Raw genomic sequence first — 19,631 nt, 5'->3', positions numbered from 1 at the left:
TCCTTTTTTTATTTCCAAGCTGGGATTTCTGATCCCTTTGTTTCTTTTTCTATTAATTTTTTAGTTTCTTCTGTTTGATAATAATTTTTTACAAAATTTTCTAATGTTTTTGAATCTTTATCTTCTTTTCTTGCTGCAAATATATTTACATAAATTGCTTTTGCTGGATCGTCTTTATCTTCTAAATAAATTGAATCTTGTGTCGGAATAAATCCAGCATCTACTGCCATTCCAGAATTTATAACTGATGCAGCAACTTCTGTAAGATTTCTTGCTGTTTGGCTTGCATCAAGTTCAATTATTTCCAAATTTTTTGGATTTTTCTTGATATTATCAATAGTAATTGCATCTCCTTCTTTTCCTTCAACTTCTATTAATCCTGCTGATTGTAAAAGAAAAAGTGCTCTTGCTCCATTTGTTGGATCGTTTGGAATTGCAATTTTATCCCCATCTTTTATTTCTTTTACATTTTTTATCTTGTTAGAATATATTCCCATTGGTGCAAGCAAGGTGTCTCCAACTGAAACTATATCTGTTTTGTGTGATTTATTATAATCTTCCAAGAATTTTTTGTGTTGGAAGGAATTTATATCAATATCTCCAGAATTTAACGCTTCATTTGGTTGGTTATAATCTGAAAATGGTACGATTTTTATTTTCTTTCCCGTATCTTTTTCAAATCTTTTTGCCACATCTTCTAAAACTTCATTTTTTTCGCCACAAACTCCTATTTTAATTTCTTTTGCATCGGCAAATCTGTCTTCACTTTTTGCTTGATTTGATGGATTACTATTTGAATTTGTATCTTCTTTTTTATTTCCACATCCTGTTAAAGTTAGTACAAGTGACAAGCCTAGGGCAATTTTCTTTAAATTTTTCATCATTTTTCTCCTAATATTTTTTAATGTGATGTCTTTTTTATAATTAAATTGGCAATGCCTTGGATGGCATAGACAATTATCAAAATAACTATGACCGATATAATAACTACATCGTTTTTGTATCTGTTGTATCCGACTGCTATTGCAAGATTTCCTATTCCTCCTGCTCCAATTGTTCCAGCCATCGCTGTAAGTCCCAAAAGCGAAATCAAAGTTATTGATGAAGCTCTTACAAGTGATGGAAGTCCCTCTCTTAAATAAACTGCTGTTATAATTTCAAATGGTGAATTTCCCATAGCTTCCGCCGCCTCTATTACTCCCGGATCAACTTCTGCCAAAGCTTGCTCAACTTGCTTTGCAAAAAATGGCACGCAAGAAAAAACTAAAGGAACTATTGCAGCTGTCGGTCCAATCCTCGTTCCTACAATTAAATTTGTTATAGGACTAATTACTGCAAGTAAAATTATGAAAGGAACTGCACGAAAAAGATTTGTTATCTTATCCAAAATTCTATAAACTTTTTTGTTTTCTAAAATTCCTCCGTCATTTGTTACTACAAGTATTACTCCTATTATTAGTCCAAAAATTCCTGAAAATATGGCTGATAAAAATAACATATAAAAAGTAAGACCAATATCTTCAAAAATTCTATCTTTTATTGAAAATGCATAATCAAAGTATCCCATTACTATCTCCTAAAAGTTGTACATTTGTTCCACAGGCTATTAAATATTCAATCGCCTTGTCGATATTTTCTCTTTCTGCCTTAAAAGTCACTATAAGATTTCCGACTGGAACATTTGTAATAAATTCTATGTTTCCTGCCAAAACATTGGTTTTGACTTTAAATTTTTCATAAATTTCATTTATAACCGGCTGAGTTGTAGCTTCTCCAACATAAGAAAGTTTTACCAAAAATTCATCTTTTTTCAAAACTTTTAAATTATTTTTAACTTCCTCAAGGGTTTGATTTACATTTGTTGAAGTTTCTACAAAATCTTTTGTGAGTTTGTGTCTTGGATTTGAAAAAATTTCAAGAGTTGTGCCTTTTTCAATCACTTTTCCATCTTGCATTACCGCAACCTTGTTGCAAAGATCTTTTACAACTTCCATTTGATGAGTGATTATTACAATTGTTATTCCAATTTTTTCTTTGATTTCTCCCAAAAGTTTTAAAATTTGCTTGGTAGTTTTTGGATCAAGGGCGCTTGTTGCCTCATCGCAAAGTAAAATTTCTGGATCAGATGCAAGGGCTCTTGCTATGGCACACCTTTGTTTTTGACCTCCAGATAGTTCTCTTGGAAAAGATTTTGCCTTATCTCCAATCCCAACCAAATCTAAAAGTTTTTTTGCTTTTTGAATTTTTTCTTCTTTTGAAATTTTTTCCTTTCTTATTGGAAAAATTACATTATCAATTACCGAAAGATTGTTCAAAAGATTAAAGTGTTGGAAAATCATACCAATTTTTTTACGTCTTTTTCTCAAATCTTTTTCAGATAAGTTCAAAAGATTTTCTCCTTTTATTAAAACCTCTCCCTCAGATGGTTTTTGCAAAAGATTTATGCACCTTACAAGAGTTGATTTTCCAGCTCCTGAAAATCCAACTATGCCAAAGGCATCGGCCTTTTCAATTTTAAGATTAACTCCATCAACTGCTTTAAAACCATCAAAGTCTACGCTTATATTTTTTAGTTCAATCATTATCTCTCTCTTTTCTATCAAAATTTATCAAAAAATTTAAGGCACAAGCTAGTCCATAATAAAGACCGTCGTTGTCTACATCAAATTTTTCAGTGTGAGCTCCCGCTCCACATCCTTTTTCTTCATTTTTTACACCGATTTTTACAAAAACGCTTGGAGCAATTTTCCCATAGCCATAAAATGATTCAGATCCAAAAGAAATTTCTTCATCAACTCTTGCATTTGGAAAAATTTCATCCAAAGAAAATCTTGTAAAATCAGCAAGTTTTTCATCATTTATAACTGGATAGGCAACTACTCTTGTGTAATCATTAAATTTAACCTTGCAATCATAAATACTTGCAGTTTTTTCTGCTACATTTTTTAATTTTTCCAAGGCTTTTTCTCCAACCTCATCTTCAAAAAATCTCAAGGTAGCCTTTAAATTCGCCTTATCAGGAATTACATTTGAAGCAACCCCTGCATTTATCGACCCAATTCCCAAAGTTACAATTTCATTTGGATTAAGTCCACTCGCCCATGTTTGGTTTAGGTTATTTATAATTGCAACAAGAGCATTTATTGGAGAAATTAATAAATCAGGTCTTGAGCCGTGACCGCCCTTGCCGATTACATCAAAATCAACCCCTGCACAACCCGCATAAACTTTTCCTTTGGAAATGGCAAATTTTCCTGTAGGAATTTCTGTATCAATATGATTTCCATAAATTGCATCAAATTTTATATTTTTTAAATGCTTAACCATTGGATAAATTCCAGCTCCTGTTTCTTCGCCTTCTTCAAAAATAAAATAAATTTTTCCATTTAAGTTATTTTTTATTTCTGAAAGAATTTTTGCACTTGTAAGGGCAAGAGCCATGTGAAAATCGTGACCACAAGCGTGCATCACGCCAGGATTTTTTGATACAACTTCTTTTTTTTTTTAAATTATTTTCATTTTCAAAAATTGGGAGAGCATCTATATCAGTTCTAAGTCCCAAAATTTTACCATTTCTTTTTGTATCAAGAATTGCCACAAAGCCTGTGGAATTTTCTACTTCTTCAACTTCCAAACCAATTTTTTTGCACTCATTTATTAAAAATTTGCGAGTTTCAAATTCCTTGCTTGAAAGCTCTGGATTTTCGTGTAAATAATTTTTGATTTTTTTTGCAAAATCTAAATTTTCCTTTACCAAATTTTTAATCTCTTTTGCACTTATATTTGTCATTTCCAAAACCTTTCCTTTCTAAATTTATGCAAAATAAAAAGTCCTTACTGTAGATAAACTACAATAAGGACGAAATTTTTCCGCGTTACCACCTTTTTTGCACTAAAAAATGCCTCTTCAGATACTATCATATCCTAACTCTATAACGGGAGTTCCCGTATAAGTCTAAATATCGACTTATCCCATCTGAGACCATCTTCATCACACTTTTTATTCACCCCTCTCAGCTAAACAGGGCTCTCTGTACAATAATCCATACGACTACTCTTCTCTTTATCTGGTTTTTAAAATCTATTTGATAAGTCAATAATACTATGATTGAAAAATCCTGTCAAGTCTTTTTTTATTTTTATAAATTTATTTAGTATATTATAAATAAAAATACCGTAATTTCAAGCTTTTCTTTATAAAGATTAAAAATAATTTATCGGTCTTTTTATATAAAAATCGAAATTAAAAATATTTTAAAATAAAAAAGAAGCCCTAAGGCTTCTCATGGTTTTGGTAAAATAAATTCATTTATAATATACTGTATTTAATTATTTGTGCAAGTTATTCCACCGTTACTGATTTTGCTAAATTTCTAGGCTTATCCACATCAAGTCCTTTGGCACAGGAAACATAATATGCCAAAATTTGTTGAGGAACAACCGACAAAACTGGATAAAGAGGGTCAATTGTCTTTGGCAATTCAAAAGTAAAATTAGAAATTTCTTTTAGATGATCATCTTTTCTTGAAATTGAAAAAATATTGGCTCCTCTTGAAATGATTTCTTTTACATTTGATATGGTTTTTTCCATTATATTTTCTTGACTTGCAACAACTACAACCGGTGTTCCTTCTTCAATCAAAGCTATTGTTCCATGTTTTAATTCCCCTGCAGCCAAAGCCTCAGAGTGAATATAAGAAACTTCTTTTAATTTCAAAGAACCTTCAATTACAGATTTATAATCAAGACCACGTCCTATATAAAACATAGAATCAAAATCTTTTATCTCATTCGCGTAAGTTTTTATTTTTTCACTGTCATCCAAAATTTCTTTTATTTTTTCAGGCATTTTTTTCATTTCTGAAATTATTTCCTTGTATTTTTCTTCATCAATTGTTCCAAGCTTTAAAGAAAAATCTAGGGCAAGCATATAAAGAGAAATTATTTGTGTAGTGTAAGCCTTAGTTGATGCTACTGCAATTTCTGGCCCTGCATAACAATAAATGGTTTTGTCAGCTTCCCTATCAAGAGATGATGCAACTACATTTGTCAAAACCAAAGTCTTTGCTCCCTTAATCTTTCCAAGTCTTAAAGCTGCAAGAGTATCGGCAGTTTCTCCAGATTGGCTTACCAAAATCATCAAAGTATTTTCGTCAATAAATGGGTCATTGTACCTAAATTCACTTGCAATATCACAAATTACAGGAATTTTTGCAAATTTTTCCAAAGCATAGGCACCAACAAGACCAGCATGATAAGCTGTTCCGCAAGCAACTATATAAATTTTATTGAAATTTTCAATTTCTTTTTTGCTAAAGGCATTTTCTTTAAAATCAATCATTTCATCAGTCATTTTGAATCTTATTGTATCAGAAATCGCCTTTGGTTGGTCAAATATTTCTTTAATCATAAAATGATCAAAGCCTTCCTTAGTTGAATCTTCAAAAGAAAAATCAACTTTTGAAATTTTTCTTTGGATTTTTTGGAAATTTCTATCATAAATTATAAAAGATTCGCCCTTAATATCAACCAAATCTCCATTTTCAAGATAAATTACATCTTTTGTATATTTTATAATTGAAGGAAGGTCGCTTGCTGCAAGAATGCCGTCATCTGTTATTCCCAAAACAAGTGGACTTTCTTCCCTTAAAACTATAAGTCTATCGCTTTCATCTTGGCACAAAATTCCAAGAGCAAAAGATCCTCTCAAGTCATTTTTTGCTTTTTTTACAGCCTCTAAAATATCATCTTTATAATATTTTTCAATCAAAACTGCAATAACTTCTGTGTCAGTATCAGACTTAAAGCTATATCCTTCCTTTTTTAGATTTTCTTTTAGCTCATTATAATTTTCAATAATTCCATTGTGAACTACAGAAATTTTCCCATTATTTGAAAGATGTGGATGAGAATTTATATCTGAAGGACCACCGTGAGTTGCCCATCTAATATGACCAATCCCGATATTTCCATCGATAGGATTTTTTGAAAGCTCGTCTTTTAAAACTTTAACCTTGCCGCTTTTTTTGACAGTTTTAATTAAACCACCATCAATAAGTGAGATTCCCGCCGAATCATATCCCCTATACTCAAGCCTTTCAAGACCATCCATAATAACTTCTCTGGCATTTAGCCTTCCCTTATAACATACTATTCCGCACATAGTATCCTCCTAATATTAAATTTTAGAGGTATCACTTTATTTTCTTTGTCATAAGAATTGCTTCTTATTTTTGTAAAATACTGAGCCTGTGAAAGCTATGGAGCACCCGCCGAATTTTCGATAACTCCATTCCTCGTCATCCCAAAAGGATCTGGCGCTTGTTATATTTTTACCTCGTTTTTTAATTATACACTAAAATTATGAGTTAAAAAAGTGCCATAAAACTAATTATTTTTATAAAATTTTTAAATAAAACTTTAAAAATTAAAAAAAGAAAATTTAAATTTTTTGGCAGTCTAAAAATATCCATACGCTAAAAATATTATTTAATAAAAGCAAAAATAATACAATCTCTTAAATTTTTAAAATTTCAAAAATTAAACATCAAAAATTAAACATCAAAAAATTAAGCAAAAAATAATTTTAAAAATTAAATAGCAAGCGATTTGAAAACTTAAATAGAAAATAATATAAAAAAATAAACCAGACTTTTGAAAGTCTGGTTTATTAAAACACTTAGTGATTCATATACTATTTTTAGGATTTAATTTTTATTTATTTTCCATTTTTTTGTAAGATTCTAATCTTTCCTTTGCAGCTTCTTCAGCTTCTGCATATAATCTATCTGCATCTTCTGGGAAGGCTTTTTTAAGGGAAGCGTATCTTACTTCGCCTTGTAGGAATTCTTGGAATGATTCTGTAGGATCTTTTGAATCTAGGCTAAATGGATTCTTTCCTTCTTCTTTAAGAAGTGGGTTAAATCTCCATAAGTGCCAATATCCACTTGCTACAGCTTCTTTTTCTCTTCTTTGAGTCTTGCCCATTCCTGCTTTTAGTCCGTGGTTAATACATGGAGCATAAGCAATTATTAATGATGGACCATGATAGCTTTCTGCTTCTTTTATTGCTTTTAATGTTTGAGCTTGGTTTGCTCCCATTGCAACTTGTGCAACATAAACATAACCATAAGTTGTCATCATCAATCCAAGGTCTTTCTTTCTAACTTTTTTACCACTTGCTGCAAATTTTGCTACTGCTGCAAGAGGAGTTGCCTTTGAGCTTTGTCCACCTGTATTTGAATAAACTTCTGTATCAAATACGATAATATTAATGTCATCGCCACTTGCAAGAACATGGTCTACTCCTGAGAATCCTATATCATAAGCCCAACCATCTCCACCATAAATCCAAACTGATTTTTTAACTAAATAATCTTTTAATGATTTAATTCTTTCGATAATTTTATTAGCTTCTTCATTATCAGTTTCATTTGCAATTAATGATTCAATTTTTATGGCTGCTTTTTTGCTTTCTTCAAAGTCATCGTTATTTTCTAACCATTCGTTAAATGCATCATTTAATGGTGTAGAAACTTTTAATTCTAAGAATTTTTTCATCAAAGTTTCTAGTAAGAATTTGTTTGATTTTGTTGCAAGCAACATTCCATAACCATATTCTGCTGCATCTTCGAATAATGATGATGCCCAAGCTGGTCCTTCGCCATTATTATTTGTACAATATGGCATTGATGGAACTGATGAACCCCAAATTGATGAACATCCTGTTGCGTTTGAAATAATTTGATGATCACCATATAATTGAGTGATTAATTTAGCATAAGGAGTTTCTCCACAGCCTGCACATGCACCTGAGAATTCAAGCAATGGTTGGCTAAATTGAGAATTTTTAACATTTGTTGGAGCTATTTCATCATTTCTATATCCAACTTCGCCATGAGCATATTCCCAATTTTCTGCTTGTTTTTCGATTTGTTCATCTATTGGTTTCATAGCCAAAGCTTTCTTTGGAGCAGGACATACGTCAACGCAGTTTCCACATCCCATACAATCGTATGGAGAAACTTGAATTCTAAATTCGTAACCTTCAAGTCCTTTGCCTATAGCTTTTTTAGTTTCAAATCCTTCTGGAGCTTTTGCTTTTTGATCTTCATCTAATAAGAATGGTCTAATTGTTGCGTGTGGGCAGATATATGAACATTGGTTACATTGGATACAATTATCTATATTCCATTCTGGAACAAATAATGCTATACCACGTTTTTCATATCTTGATGTTCCTGCCATATATTGACCATCATCGTATGGAAGATATGTTGAAACTGGAAGATCATCTTCTTCTAGATTTATTATTGGTCTTACCATGTTTTTGATAAAGTCTGGTTCATTTTCATTTGCACCTTCTCTATCTTCGCCAAGGTTTTTCCATTCTTCTTTAACTTTTATTTCTTGTAATTCTTCACTTGCACGGTCAACTGCCTTGTTGTTCATATCAACAATATCTTGACCTTTCATTCCATAAGATTTTTCAATAGAATCTTTTAGATATTTTATAGCATCTTCAATTGGTAAAACTTCTGAAAGAATGAAGAAAGCTGTTTGGATAACCATGTTTGTTCTGTGTCCAAGTCCAACTTCTTGAGCAATTTTTGATGCGTTTACTGTGTAGAATTTAATATTTTTATCTGCTATTTCTTTTAATAAATAATTTGGTATATGTTCTTCAAGTTCTTCTTCTGACCAAATTGTATTTAATAAGAAAATTCCACCTTCTTTAAGGTTTTTAACAAGGTCATATTGTCTTACATAAGCTTGAGGAGAACATGATACAAAGTCAGCCTCATCTATAAAGTATGCTGCATGGATTGGGTTTGGAGAAAATCTCAAGTGAGACATTGTTAGACCATTAGATTTTTTAGCATCATAGTCAAAATATCCTTGAGCAAACATATCTGTATTATCGCCTATAATTTTTATAGCGTTTTTATTTGCTCCTACTGTTCCATCTCCACCATTTCCCCAGAATATACAACGTGTTGTTTGTCCATCAGAAATTACAAAACTATTGTCAACTTCAAGAGATGTATTAGTTACATCATCAATAATTCCAACTGTAAAGTGATTTTTTGGTTCATCTTTTGCTAAATTATCGAATACTGATTTTATATGAGCAGGTCTTGTATCTTTTTGTCCAAGTCCATATCTTCCTGCAATTATTTTTGGATTTCTATCTGAATCTGAGAAAGATTCTAATACATCTAAGTATAGAGGTTCTCCAGCAGAACCTTTTTCTTTTGTTCTATCTAAAACTGCAATTCTTTCAACTGTTTCTGGAATTGCTTCAAGTAAATGTTTTGTTGAAAATGGTCTATAAAGATGTACTTTTACAAGTCCAACTTTTCTTCCATCTTTATTTAATTCTTCTACTGTTTGTTGAATTGTATCAGTACCAGAACCCATAGCTATAATTATATCTGTAGCATCTTCTGCCCCTTCATAATTAAATAATGAATAATTTGTTCCAATTTTTTCATTAATTTTATTCATATAATCAACAACTATTTCTGGAAGTCCATTGTAAGCTTTGTTTTGAGCTTCAGTTCTTTGGAAATATCCACTCTTTTCAAATACACCACGCATAGTTGGTCTGTGTGGATTTAATGAATCATTTTTAAAATCATCAATTGCTTTCCAATCAACCATATCTTCAAATTGGTCATAATCCCAAACGTCGATTTTTTGAATTTCATGGCTTGTTCTAAATCCATCAAAGAAATTAACAAATGGAACTCTAGCTTTTATAGCTGAAAGATGAGCTACTGGAGAAAGATCCATAATTTCTTGTACAGAACCTGATGCAAGCATAGCAAAACCTGTTGCTCTTGCTGCCATAACGTCTTGATGGTCGCCATACATATTGATTGAGCATGTTGATAATGAACGTGCTGCTACGTGAAAAACTGCAGGAAGTCTTTCGCCGGCAATTTTGTACATATCAGGAATCATTAGTAGAAGTCCTTGACTTGCTGTGTATGTAGATGTAAGTGCTCCTGCTGCAAGTGATCCGTGAACTGCTCCTGCTGCTCCTGCTTCATGTTGCATTTCTGTAACTGAAACTGGATTTCCATATAAATTTAATCTTCCATTTGCTGCCCATTTGTCTATAAATTCTGGCATTGGTGAAGATGGAGTTATAGGATATATAGCTGAAACTTCACTAAAAGCGTAAGATACGTGAGCTGCTGCTGTGTTACCGTCCATGGTAACTTTTCTTCTCTTTATCGTCATAAAAATTACTCCTTTTTAATAAATTTTCATAATTAATTGTCTTAAGATCATAAGCTCAAAAATAGAACTCAAAAGAGTTCTATTTTTTTATTGCTTAACTAGTTCATCAATGTATTCTGCATTAGCTTCTGGATCTAATTTAAATCCTGAAATTTTATTTACTATACAAGCTATTGCAGCATCGCCTGTGATATTACATGCTGTACCAAATGAATCTTGAGCAACATATAATGCAATAATTAATGCTGTCATAGGTTCTGTAAATCCTAGCATTGATTGAAGAATACCTAGTGCTGCCATTACTGCTCCTCCTGGAACTCCAGGTGCTGCTACCATTGTAACACCTAGCATAAGGATGAATGGGAACATGTGTTGGAATCCTACATCTGATCCATTAAGCATAAGAATTGATAATGAACAAGATGTTAATGTGATTGTTGAACCTGATAAGTGAATTGTTGCACAAAGTGGAATTACAAAGTCTGCTATACCTTTGTTTACACCTAATTTATAAGTTTGGTTAAGTGTAACTGGGATTGTTGCTGCAGATGATTGTGTTCCTATAGCTGTCATGTAAGCTGGAATCATAGTCTTGATTTTTGAGAATGGATTTCCACCTGACATTGAACTTGCAATTGTAAATTGTGCAGTAATTGTTAGATAGTGTAGTATCAATACCATGATAAATACTCTTGCGAATACTGATAATACTACTGCTACAGTTCCTTCATAAGCCATGTTAGCAAAAATACCACAAATGTGGAATGGCAATAATGGAATTACAACATTTGATATTAATTTTGTAATAATATCAGAGAATTCATGAACTGCTTTTTTAAGAACTTCAGCTTTAGCTGCTGCTATACCAACACCTAGTATAAATGAAATGATAAGTGCTGTTGTAACAGAAAATACTGGATCCATTGGTGATTCAAATATTTTTTCTAGAGCTTTTCCTGAGTTTTTCTCTGGATCAAATGAGATTGCTCCCTTTTTAATAAAGTTAGGAAGAACAACGCTGCCTACAAAATATGTAATAGTTCCAAAGATAACGGTTGACAAATATGCAATACCTGCTGTAATTGCTAGTGTCTTTCCTGCTGAATCTCCAAGATCTGCTATACCTGGAATTACAAATCCCATAATAATTAGTGGAATAACAAATCCTAAGAAGTTGCCAAATAGACCATTAAAAGTAATTAGTAATCTAACTAAGATTTTTAAAACGTCAACTTTTTGACCTGCAAGCCCAATTAGAATACCTAGAATGATTGCAATAATTAGTCTTGGCAATAAACCTAGTTTCTTCATTTCTATTTTTCCTCCTTGAAATGAATAATATTGATCTTAAGATCAACTAAATAATATCAGTTTTACGTTTTCATGTCAACTTTATTTATGATTTTAAAAATATATTTTTATTCTCTGAGATTTTTTTCAAAATTTATTTTAAATCTTGTAAGTTCAAAGATTATAAAATTTATATTTATTTGTTATACACTTATTTTTTAAAATTTTATAAAAATTTTACACTTATTTGATTTATGATATAGTTTTCCCTCTGTACCTAGATAAAATAAAAGGATTTGCATCTAAAATTTGTAATCTACAAAAAAATATACTAAAATATACATCAATTATTCCATCAAACTTTCCAAATATTTTAATTTTATATTGATTTCATAAATATTATGCACAAAAAAGACGAGGATTTTTAATTTCCTCGCCTTTTTATAGCTAGATACTTTTATATCTCTTAGCTTATTCCTTATTAATAAATATTTTAATATTTATTTTTTTTATTTTTGTATAGAGCAAATGCTGATCCAATTAAGACAAATATAAGATTTGAAGAACCTTCTATACCAGTCTTAACATTTGATTTGCTTCTAGAATTTGTTCCAGTTAAAACTTTTACCTTTCCAATTTTGTTTGGAACAAATTTCCATTTTCCTGTGAAATTTACATCCTTATTATTAACTACGCTACTATCTTTATCATATCCTTCAAATACCCAAATACCATCTTTTACTTTAACTTCTAATTTAGAAGGTTTTGTAGGAGAAACTTTTCTACCATTTTCTATTCCATCTTGATTTTTTGGAAGAAGGTCTAAGATTTCTTTTGGTAGAGATTTACCTGGTGTAGATGATTCAAATTTGTGAGTTACTTTATATTTATTTTCTTCAGATGAAGATTTTTCTTGTAGATGTGTTTTGTATTACCTTTATCATCAGTTTCAGTTCTTACAAATTCATAGCCTTTAATATCTTTTTAGATTTTTTACCATCTTCATTAGGTGCTATTGTTTTACCCTTTTCATCTACAAATTTAGTAACTACTTTTGGAGTATTTTCTTTCTTCTTGTAGATATGAATAGTATTGCCGTATTTATCTGTTTCAGTTTTTACAAACTCATAGCCTTTTATATCTTTCTTAGGTTTTTTACCATCTTCATTTTCTGCGATAGGATTACCTTTTTCATCTACAAACTTAGTAACTACTTTTGTTGGATCAGGTTTCTTTCTATAAACATAGATTATATTTCCCTTCTCATCTGATTTTGTAGTTATTATTTCATATCCTTCGATATTTTTGCTTGGATGTTTTCCTTTTTGAGTGTCAGCAATTTCATTTCCATTTTCATCAACATACTTAGTTACAACATCTGGTGTAATAACTTTCTTCTTGTAAACATGAATTGTATTACCATTATTATCTTTATTTGTACTTATATAATCGTAGCCATCAATATTTACTTGATTTTGTGTTCCTTCTTTTGGTGGAAGTAGTTGGTTTCCATTTTCATCAACATATCTTGTCTCAACTTTTTGAACAGGTGCAAGTTTTTGATAAATATGTCTTGTATTACCTTTTTCATCTTTTTCGGTTCTTACAAATTGATAACCTTCTATAGTTGATGGATCATGTGTTCCTGCTTTATCAGCTAGTATTTGATTACCTTCTGTATCCACATATCTTGTTTCTACATCTTGGATAGGTTTTTTCTTGTAAACATGAATTGTATTACCATTATTATCTTTATTTGTACTTATATAATCGTAGCCATCAATATTTACTTGATTTTGTGTTCCTTCTTTTGGAGGAAGTAGTTGGTTGCCATTTTCATCAACATATCTTGTCTCAACTTTTGGAACAGGTGCGATTTTTTTGTAAATATGAACGGTATTACCCTTTTCATCTTTTTCTGTTTTTACAAATTGATAACCTTCTATATTTGATGGATCATGTGTTCCTGCTTTATCAGCTAGTATTTGATTACCTTCTGTATCTACATATCTTGTTTCTACAGTTGGATTTGGTGTTTGTTTAAACTTATAAACATGAACAATATTTCCATACTTATCTGTGTAAGTCCTTACAAACTCATAAGCAGGAATATCTTTTTTATCTTTCTTGCCTTTTTCTTCCATAGCAAGAGGATTTCCTTTTTCATCTACAAATTTAGTAACTATAGATGGACTAGGAGTGGTTTTTTTCTTGTAGATATGCTTTGTATTACCCTTATCATCTTTTTCGGTTCTTACAAATTCATATCCATCGATATCTTTTTTGTCTTTTGTTCCATTTTCTTTTGGAGCAATAGTATTACCATCTTCATCGACGTATTCTGTAACTACATCTGGAATAAATTCCCATGTTCCTTTTACGTTTTCGTCTTTATCGGAAATTGTTACATCTTTTTTATCGTATGATTTGAACTTCCAAGTTCCCTTGTTTACATCATCTCTGTATTCAGCGTCTTTTCCTGTTGGAACTGGGGATGTTACTTTATCGCCTTTTACTTTGCCGGTTACTTTTTCTGGTGCTTTTGCTTTTAATGCTTCTGGTAATTCTTTGCCTTTTGTTCCACTTACGTATTCATATGTTACTTTGTGTTCGTTTGGTGTGAATTTCCATTCGCCTTCGAATTTTACATCGGCTCCGTTTACTTTTGCATCTACTTCGTCTGTAGTTTTATCTTGGTCTTTGTAGCCTTCGAATGTCCATGTTCCATCGTTTTCTGTATCTTTTACTTCTATTTGTGTTGGAGCAGTTGGTTTAACAACACTTCCATCTTCTTTTCCTGTTTGATCTTTTGGTATTAGATCTTTTACGGCTTTTGGAAGGTCTTTTCCTTTTGTTGATGATACAAATTTATGTTCTACTTTGTATTCTGGATCTGGTGTAAATACCCAAGTTCCTGTAACTTTTTCATCTTGGTTTGAAATTTCTACTGAATTTTTGTCAAAAGATTTGAATTTCCAAGTTCCCTTGTTTGCTTCATCTCTAAATGTAGCTTCATCGCCTGTTGGAACTGGGGATGTTACTTTATCGCCTTTTACTTTGCCGGTTACTTTTTCTGGTGCTTTTGCTTTTAATTCAGCTGGTAATTCTTTGCCTTTTGTTCCACTTACGTATTCATATGTTACTTTGTGTTTGTTCGGTGTGAATTCCCAACTTCCTTCAAACATTACATCGGCACCGTCAACCTTAGCATCTACGTCATCAGTAGTTGTATCTTGGTCTTTGTAGCCTTCGAATGTCCATGTTCCATCGTTTTCTGTATCTGCTACTTTTTCCTTTTTAGGAGAAGTTGGTGTTACAGTTTTTCCGTCTTCTATACCAGTTTGTTGATCAGGAAGTTGATCTTTTACTGCTTGTGGAAGGTCTTTTCCCTTTGTTGCTGATTTGAATTGATGGTTAACATTGTAGGTTACAGGATCAGGTTTTGGAGAGAATTTCCATTTACCAATAAATTCTACATCTTTATCGCCAACAGTTTTGCTTTCTTCGTCATAACCAACAAATGTCCATACACCATCTTTAGTTGTGATTGATTCTGGAACAGGTTTAGTTGGTGTTACCTTATCACCCTTTACCTTTCCTTTTTCTGGATTTGGAAGTAGATTTTTCACTTCATCAGGAAGAGGTTTTGTTGGATCTTCACTTTCAAACTTGTAAGTTACTTTATGTTCGTTTGGTGTGAATTTCCATTCGCCTTCGAATTTTACGTCAGCTCCGTTTACTTTTGCGTCAACATCTTTTGTATCTGGATCTTGGTCTTTGAATCCTTCGAATTTCCAAACTCCGTCATTTGTTTTGTCTTCTACGTCTTTTGGATCTTTTAATTCTCCTGGGGTTGTTGTTTTGCCATCTTCTGCTTTTTTATCTTCTGGAAGTTGGGAATCAACTGCTTTTTTAACTTCAGCTGGCATTTCTTTTATTGGAGAATCTTCTGAAACTTTAAATTCGTGTGTTACTTTGTAATCAGTAGGAGTGGTTTTTGGTGTGAATTCCCATGTTCCTGTGAATTCTACATCTTTATCTTCTACAGTTTTGTTGTCTTTATCGTAACTTACAAATTTCCATGTTCCATCTTTAACTTTTACTTCTTTTGTTTTTGGCTCTGTTGGTTTTACTACATCGCCTTTAACTTTTCCAGTTTGATTTGCTGGTAGTAGATCTAGTACTTCTTGTGGAAGTTTTTTGTTTGGATCTTTACTTACAAATTTGTGTGTTACGTTGTATTTTCCTGGTTCTGGATCTGGTGTGAATTCCCATGTTCCTGTGACTTTTTCGTCTTTGTTAGAGATTATTACGTCATTCTTATCGTATGATTTGAATGTCCATGTTCCTTTGTTTGCTTCATCTCTAAATGTAGCTTCATCGCCTGTTGGAACTGGGGATGTTACTTTATCGCCTTTTACTTTGCTGGTTACTTTTTCTGGGGCTTTTGCTTTTAATGCTTCTGGTAATTCTTTACCTTCTGTTCCACTTACGTATTCATATGTTACATTGTGTTTGTTTGGTGTGAATTTCCATTTTCCTTCGAATGTTACATCAGCTCCGTTTACTTTTGCGTCTACTGCTTCTGTATCTGGATTTTGATCTTTAAAGCCTTCAAATTTCCAAACTCCATCATTTGTTTTGTCTTCTACGTCTTTTGGATTTTTTAATTCTCCTGGAGTTGTTGTTTTGCCATCTTCTGCTTTTTTATCTTCTGGAAGTTGAGCATCAACTGCTGTTTTTACATCAGCTGGCATTTCTTTTATTGGAGAATCTTCTGAAACTTTAAATTCGTGCCTTACGTTAAATTCATTAGGTGCATCTTTTACAAAATTAGCTTTAAATGTAAGTGGTTCTGTTATTACTGCTTGTTTTAATTGTTCATCAGTAATTTTTTCTCCAGCAGGAATTTTTGTTCCATCATTTAGTGTAATTTCTTTATCAGCTGTCCAGTGGCTAAATTTATATCCTTCTTTTGCTTTTGTGTCGGTTCCTTTTGGATTTGATTTAAGTTCAACTTCTTCTTTTGTATTATCTACAAAGTTTTCGCCTTCCTTAACTTGTCCATTGCCATCAGTTGTGTAATTGATGATAGGAGCCCAGATAGCATAGATATAATTATTTTTGCTTTCATCTAAACTAGTTACAGTAACTTCATCATCTTTTTGGAATTCGGCTTTTGTTGCGTTTTTATCTCTATTCCATCCCTTAAATACATAACCTTCACGGGTGTAATTAATTTTTTCGCCTTCGCCGTTTCCTAAAACTTTATGAAAATCATTTGTAATAATCTCGTCAACTACATGTTGATCGCCAACTCCACCGTTTGCATCATAGGTTACTTTTGTAGTTGGTAAATCTGGAATTTCTTTCCATTGAGCGTAAAGAGTTTTATTTTTATCCATTAAGACAGTTTCGCTTGGTAGAATTAGTCCGCTAGAACCATCTTTTGTTTCACTCCAACCTACGAAAACTTTTTTGCCACCATTTACAGTAACTTTTCCAATATCTTGAACTTGTGCTTTAGCATCTTTGATATAGCTATCTGAATCTGTTGGAGCAGTTCCTTCTACTTTGTCAGTATCTGGCAAATTCAAATCGTATTTTAATTCTAGATAATCATATTTCCACTTAGCATATAAGTGAGTATCATTATTTTTAATTGGTTTGTGAAGATTTGCTTTTACAAATCTATTATTTTCATTTTTCTCATACCATCCCAAAAATGCTCTTGCACCTTCTGGTTTAACTGGTTGAGGGAAATTCTCTTCGCTAACTTTATCATCTTTATATTTTCCATCATAAAGAGTGTCATCTTCAGGAATTTCGGTTATTTTTTCTATATCTCTTTCATAGTCATCTTGGTTGGTGTGGAAGGTCACTTCGTATTGACGAGAATCCCATTTTGCATAGACTGTAATGTCATGAGCAGGCATTTTTGCTCCATTTTCATGTTTGTGTTCTACGCTAAATGTTGAGTCTTCATACCAACCCATAAATACTTGATTAGGATTTGTGGTTTCTCCTATTTTATAATTAAGTCCAAAATCGCTTGTATCAGCTTCATATTTGTAAGGATTTGAAGCTAATTTCTTATTTCCAGAGTAATAAATTATATTATAAGTTTTGCGTTCGTAGAATAAGAAACCTACATAAGAACCATTATCTATATATTTTGTTCCTGTGTAATTAAAATATCCACCATAACCTTTTGGAGTAAACATATAATCTCTAAAGGCTGGATTATTTACATTTACTGATTGCAAACCATCAGCTGACATATCTCCAGTTTTAGGTTGGAATCCTTTTATGTCATCTACATGGTCAGTCTCATCTACCCAAGAGTATGTGACTTGTTGATAATTATTGTTGTATGGTTCATAGACTCTATATTTACGTCCATTCCAATTCATGTACCACTCTGTGTTTTGGAAGCTTACTCTTTCATCAATTTCTTTCATGGTGCCAAGAGTAGCTTTCAATTGGTCTAGTGATCCGCTATTTATTTGTGCATTAAATTTACTTGGATCCCATTCAACAAAACGCAATTGGAATCCTTGACCTTTAGCATAAACTCTATACATATAAACATCTTTATCACCCATTACCGGGGCTTTAGTATAGAAAGATCCTATGCTTTTATCCTTGTAATAAATATAATCTTTATTTAGCTGATAAAACCATTGGTCAGAACTTTGACCATAGCGCAAATCTACGTGAATATTTCCGTTTTCATCTGTAGCATTGACCCAATTAGCTTGATAATAACTAGTTCCACTTGCATTTTTATAGACCCATATAGTATGAACATTTCTATCCATATAGACAGGCACAACTGTACTGCCATCAGCTTTTATTGTTTCAAAAGCTTGTTTTGTTTTTTCTTCGTTTAAATGGAAGCCTAAATAATCTAGGGTTTGAGGATTAGAATAGGTGTGATCCATTTTTCCATTTTCGTCTTTACTGTTGTAGCTATCATTAAATCTACCATCTTTTTCTGTTAGCTTAGCAATATCTTCAACTATTGGACCAGATGGAGCAACTTTAGGATCTGGATTTTCACTTCCTTTAAAAGGTAGGCTTGTTTTTTCTCCATTAAGTCCTCTTGCTGATATTATTTCATGGAAAGTGTAGCCATCATCATTTATATTTTGGACCATAACTTTAAATTTATAGTCAACTACAACTGGTTTCCATACAGCATAAACATTAATGTCTTTGTCTAACACTAGAGTATTAAGATCAACAGGATCTCCATCTTCTGTCAAAGACCAATGGCTAAATTCATAACCTGGTCTGGTAGGATCTTCTGGCATTTTGTCAAGCTTGCTATCTTTGCTTGCAAGTATTTGATCTTGGAAGCTTGCGCCGTCTCCTGTTATAAATGTCGCCTTGTGTTTAAACTCTGTAATCGCATAAAGTTTAATGTCAGTTTTTCCTGCTGCAATATCTTTTTTCAATGATTCCTCATCATAAACACCAGATTTTCCGTCTTTTGATGTTGACCAATTTACGAAGTATTTATTAGCATCATAAATTGTAGGATCTACTGGCAGTTTATAAGAACTAGCATCAGTGATGGTGTCAGTCATATAAACTCTATCATTTGTACTGCCACTTATGTAGTAAGTTATTACTACTTGGTTTTTGAAAACTGGGTAAACATTAATTATTTTTTTGTCGTTACCTTTAACTTCTATTGGCGTATCAAATTTAATATCATTACCTTCTTCATCTTGCCATTTCTCCAAAACATTGCTTTTATCTTTGAAGACATGACCTGGATCAGAAATTGATTTTCCATCAAGAATGATTTGTTTTTGAATCTCTTTTGCTGTATCTTTGTTTTCTATTGTGTCATTATAGAAATGATACTCATTGATTCCTTGTTTTGGAGATATTATATTGGCATAACCTAATTTAATACCAGCTAAAACTACAAAAGCAATAGCAATTAATACAGAAAACAAAATCTTTCTTGGATTTTTATTCTCCCTTCTCATAATTCTCCTCTTTTTCATTAGCATAAATCACAAATACAAGTCAAATTTGCGTTTCAGCTAGTTTTTGTAAACGTTTTTCAAAAACATTTA

General features: G+C 31.9%; 10 protein-coding genes, 1 pseudogene and 1 other annotated feature. All 11 genes and pseudogenes read right to left on the bottom strand.

All coding sequences use genetic code 11. From position 1 onward, the window contains the following. Positions 1-8: 8 nt before the first annotated feature. Positions 9-881 (bottom strand): MetQ/NlpA family ABC transporter substrate-binding protein, encoded by an 873-nt coding sequence (locus I6H46_RS04140; protein WP_019118276.1) that lies wholly within the window; start codon positions 879-881, stop codon positions 9-11. 20 nt (positions 882-901) lie between these two features. Continuing rightward, positions 902-1,567, bottom strand: coding sequence for a methionine ABC transporter permease (locus I6H46_RS04135; protein ID WP_019118277.1), 666 nt, complete (start codon positions 1,565-1,567; stop codon positions 902-904). Further along, positions 1,554-2,582, bottom strand: a complete 1,029-nt coding sequence (locus tag I6H46_RS04130; protein ID WP_200226195.1) for a methionine ABC transporter ATP-binding protein — start codon at positions 2,580-2,582, stop codon at positions 1,554-1,556. The genes I6H46_RS04135 and I6H46_RS04130 overlap by 14 nt, the downstream gene beginning before the upstream one ends. Next, on the bottom strand, positions 2,575-3,468 hold the full coding sequence (locus tag I6H46_RS04125) for an amidohydrolase (protein WP_234287419.1): 894 nt from the start codon (positions 3,466-3,468) through the stop codon (positions 2,575-2,577). Before I6H46_RS04125 ends, I6H46_RS04130 begins: the two co-directional genes overlap by 8 nt. Beyond that, positions 3,392-3,790, bottom strand: a complete 399-nt coding sequence (locus I6H46_RS09765) for a zinc-binding metallopeptidase family protein (RefSeq protein ID WP_234287418.1) — start codon at positions 3,788-3,790, stop codon at positions 3,392-3,394. Before I6H46_RS09765 ends, I6H46_RS04125 begins: the two co-directional genes overlap by 77 nt. A gap of 62 nt (positions 3,791-3,852) precedes the next feature. Beyond that, positions 3,853-4,076: a binding site (T-box leader), on the bottom strand. Positions 4,077-4,342: 266 nt separating this feature from the next. Beyond that, positions 4,343-6,163 (bottom strand): glutamine--fructose-6-phosphate transaminase (isomerizing), encoded by a 1,821-nt coding sequence (gene glmS / locus I6H46_RS04120; protein ID WP_019118278.1) that lies wholly within the window; start codon positions 6,161-6,163, stop codon positions 4,343-4,345. A 551-nt stretch (positions 6,164-6,714) separates the two neighbouring features. After that, positions 6,715-10,248 carry a pyruvate:ferredoxin (flavodoxin) oxidoreductase gene (gene nifJ, locus I6H46_RS04115; protein WP_019118279.1) on the bottom strand — a complete coding sequence of 1,178 codons (3,534 nt, stop codon included), beginning with the start codon at positions 10,246-10,248 and terminating at the stop codon, positions 6,715-6,717. 87 nt (positions 10,249-10,335) lie between these two features. Next, positions 10,336-11,559 (bottom strand): dicarboxylate/amino acid:cation symporter, encoded by a 1,224-nt coding sequence (locus tag I6H46_RS04110; RefSeq protein ID WP_019118280.1) that lies wholly within the window; start codon positions 11,557-11,559, stop codon positions 10,336-10,338. A gap of 472 nt (positions 11,560-12,031) precedes the next feature. Continuing rightward, positions 12,032-12,370 (bottom strand): annotated as a pseudogene (locus I6H46_RS10525) (SHIRT domain-containing protein); the annotation flags it as partial. Positions 12,371-12,414: 44 nt separating this feature from the next. Continuing rightward, positions 12,415-12,516 (bottom strand): hypothetical protein, encoded by a 102-nt coding sequence (locus I6H46_RS10520; protein ID WP_200226284.1) that lies wholly within the window; start codon positions 12,514-12,516, stop codon positions 12,415-12,417. Then, a complete protein-coding gene (locus tag I6H46_RS04095) occupies positions 12,495-19,541 on the bottom strand; it encodes an SHIRT domain-containing protein (protein ID WP_200226193.1) in 7,047 nt (2,348 codons plus the stop codon). The genes I6H46_RS10520 and I6H46_RS04095 overlap by 22 nt, the downstream gene beginning before the upstream one ends. Positions 19,542-19,631: the final 90 nt, after the last annotated feature.

It is taken from the genome of Anaerococcus obesiensis, from assembly GCF_016599815.1.
GTDB lineage: Bacteria > Bacillota > Clostridia > Tissierellales > Peptoniphilaceae > Anaerococcus > Anaerococcus vaginalis.
This window is presented reverse-complemented; position numbering and strand designations above follow the sequence as displayed.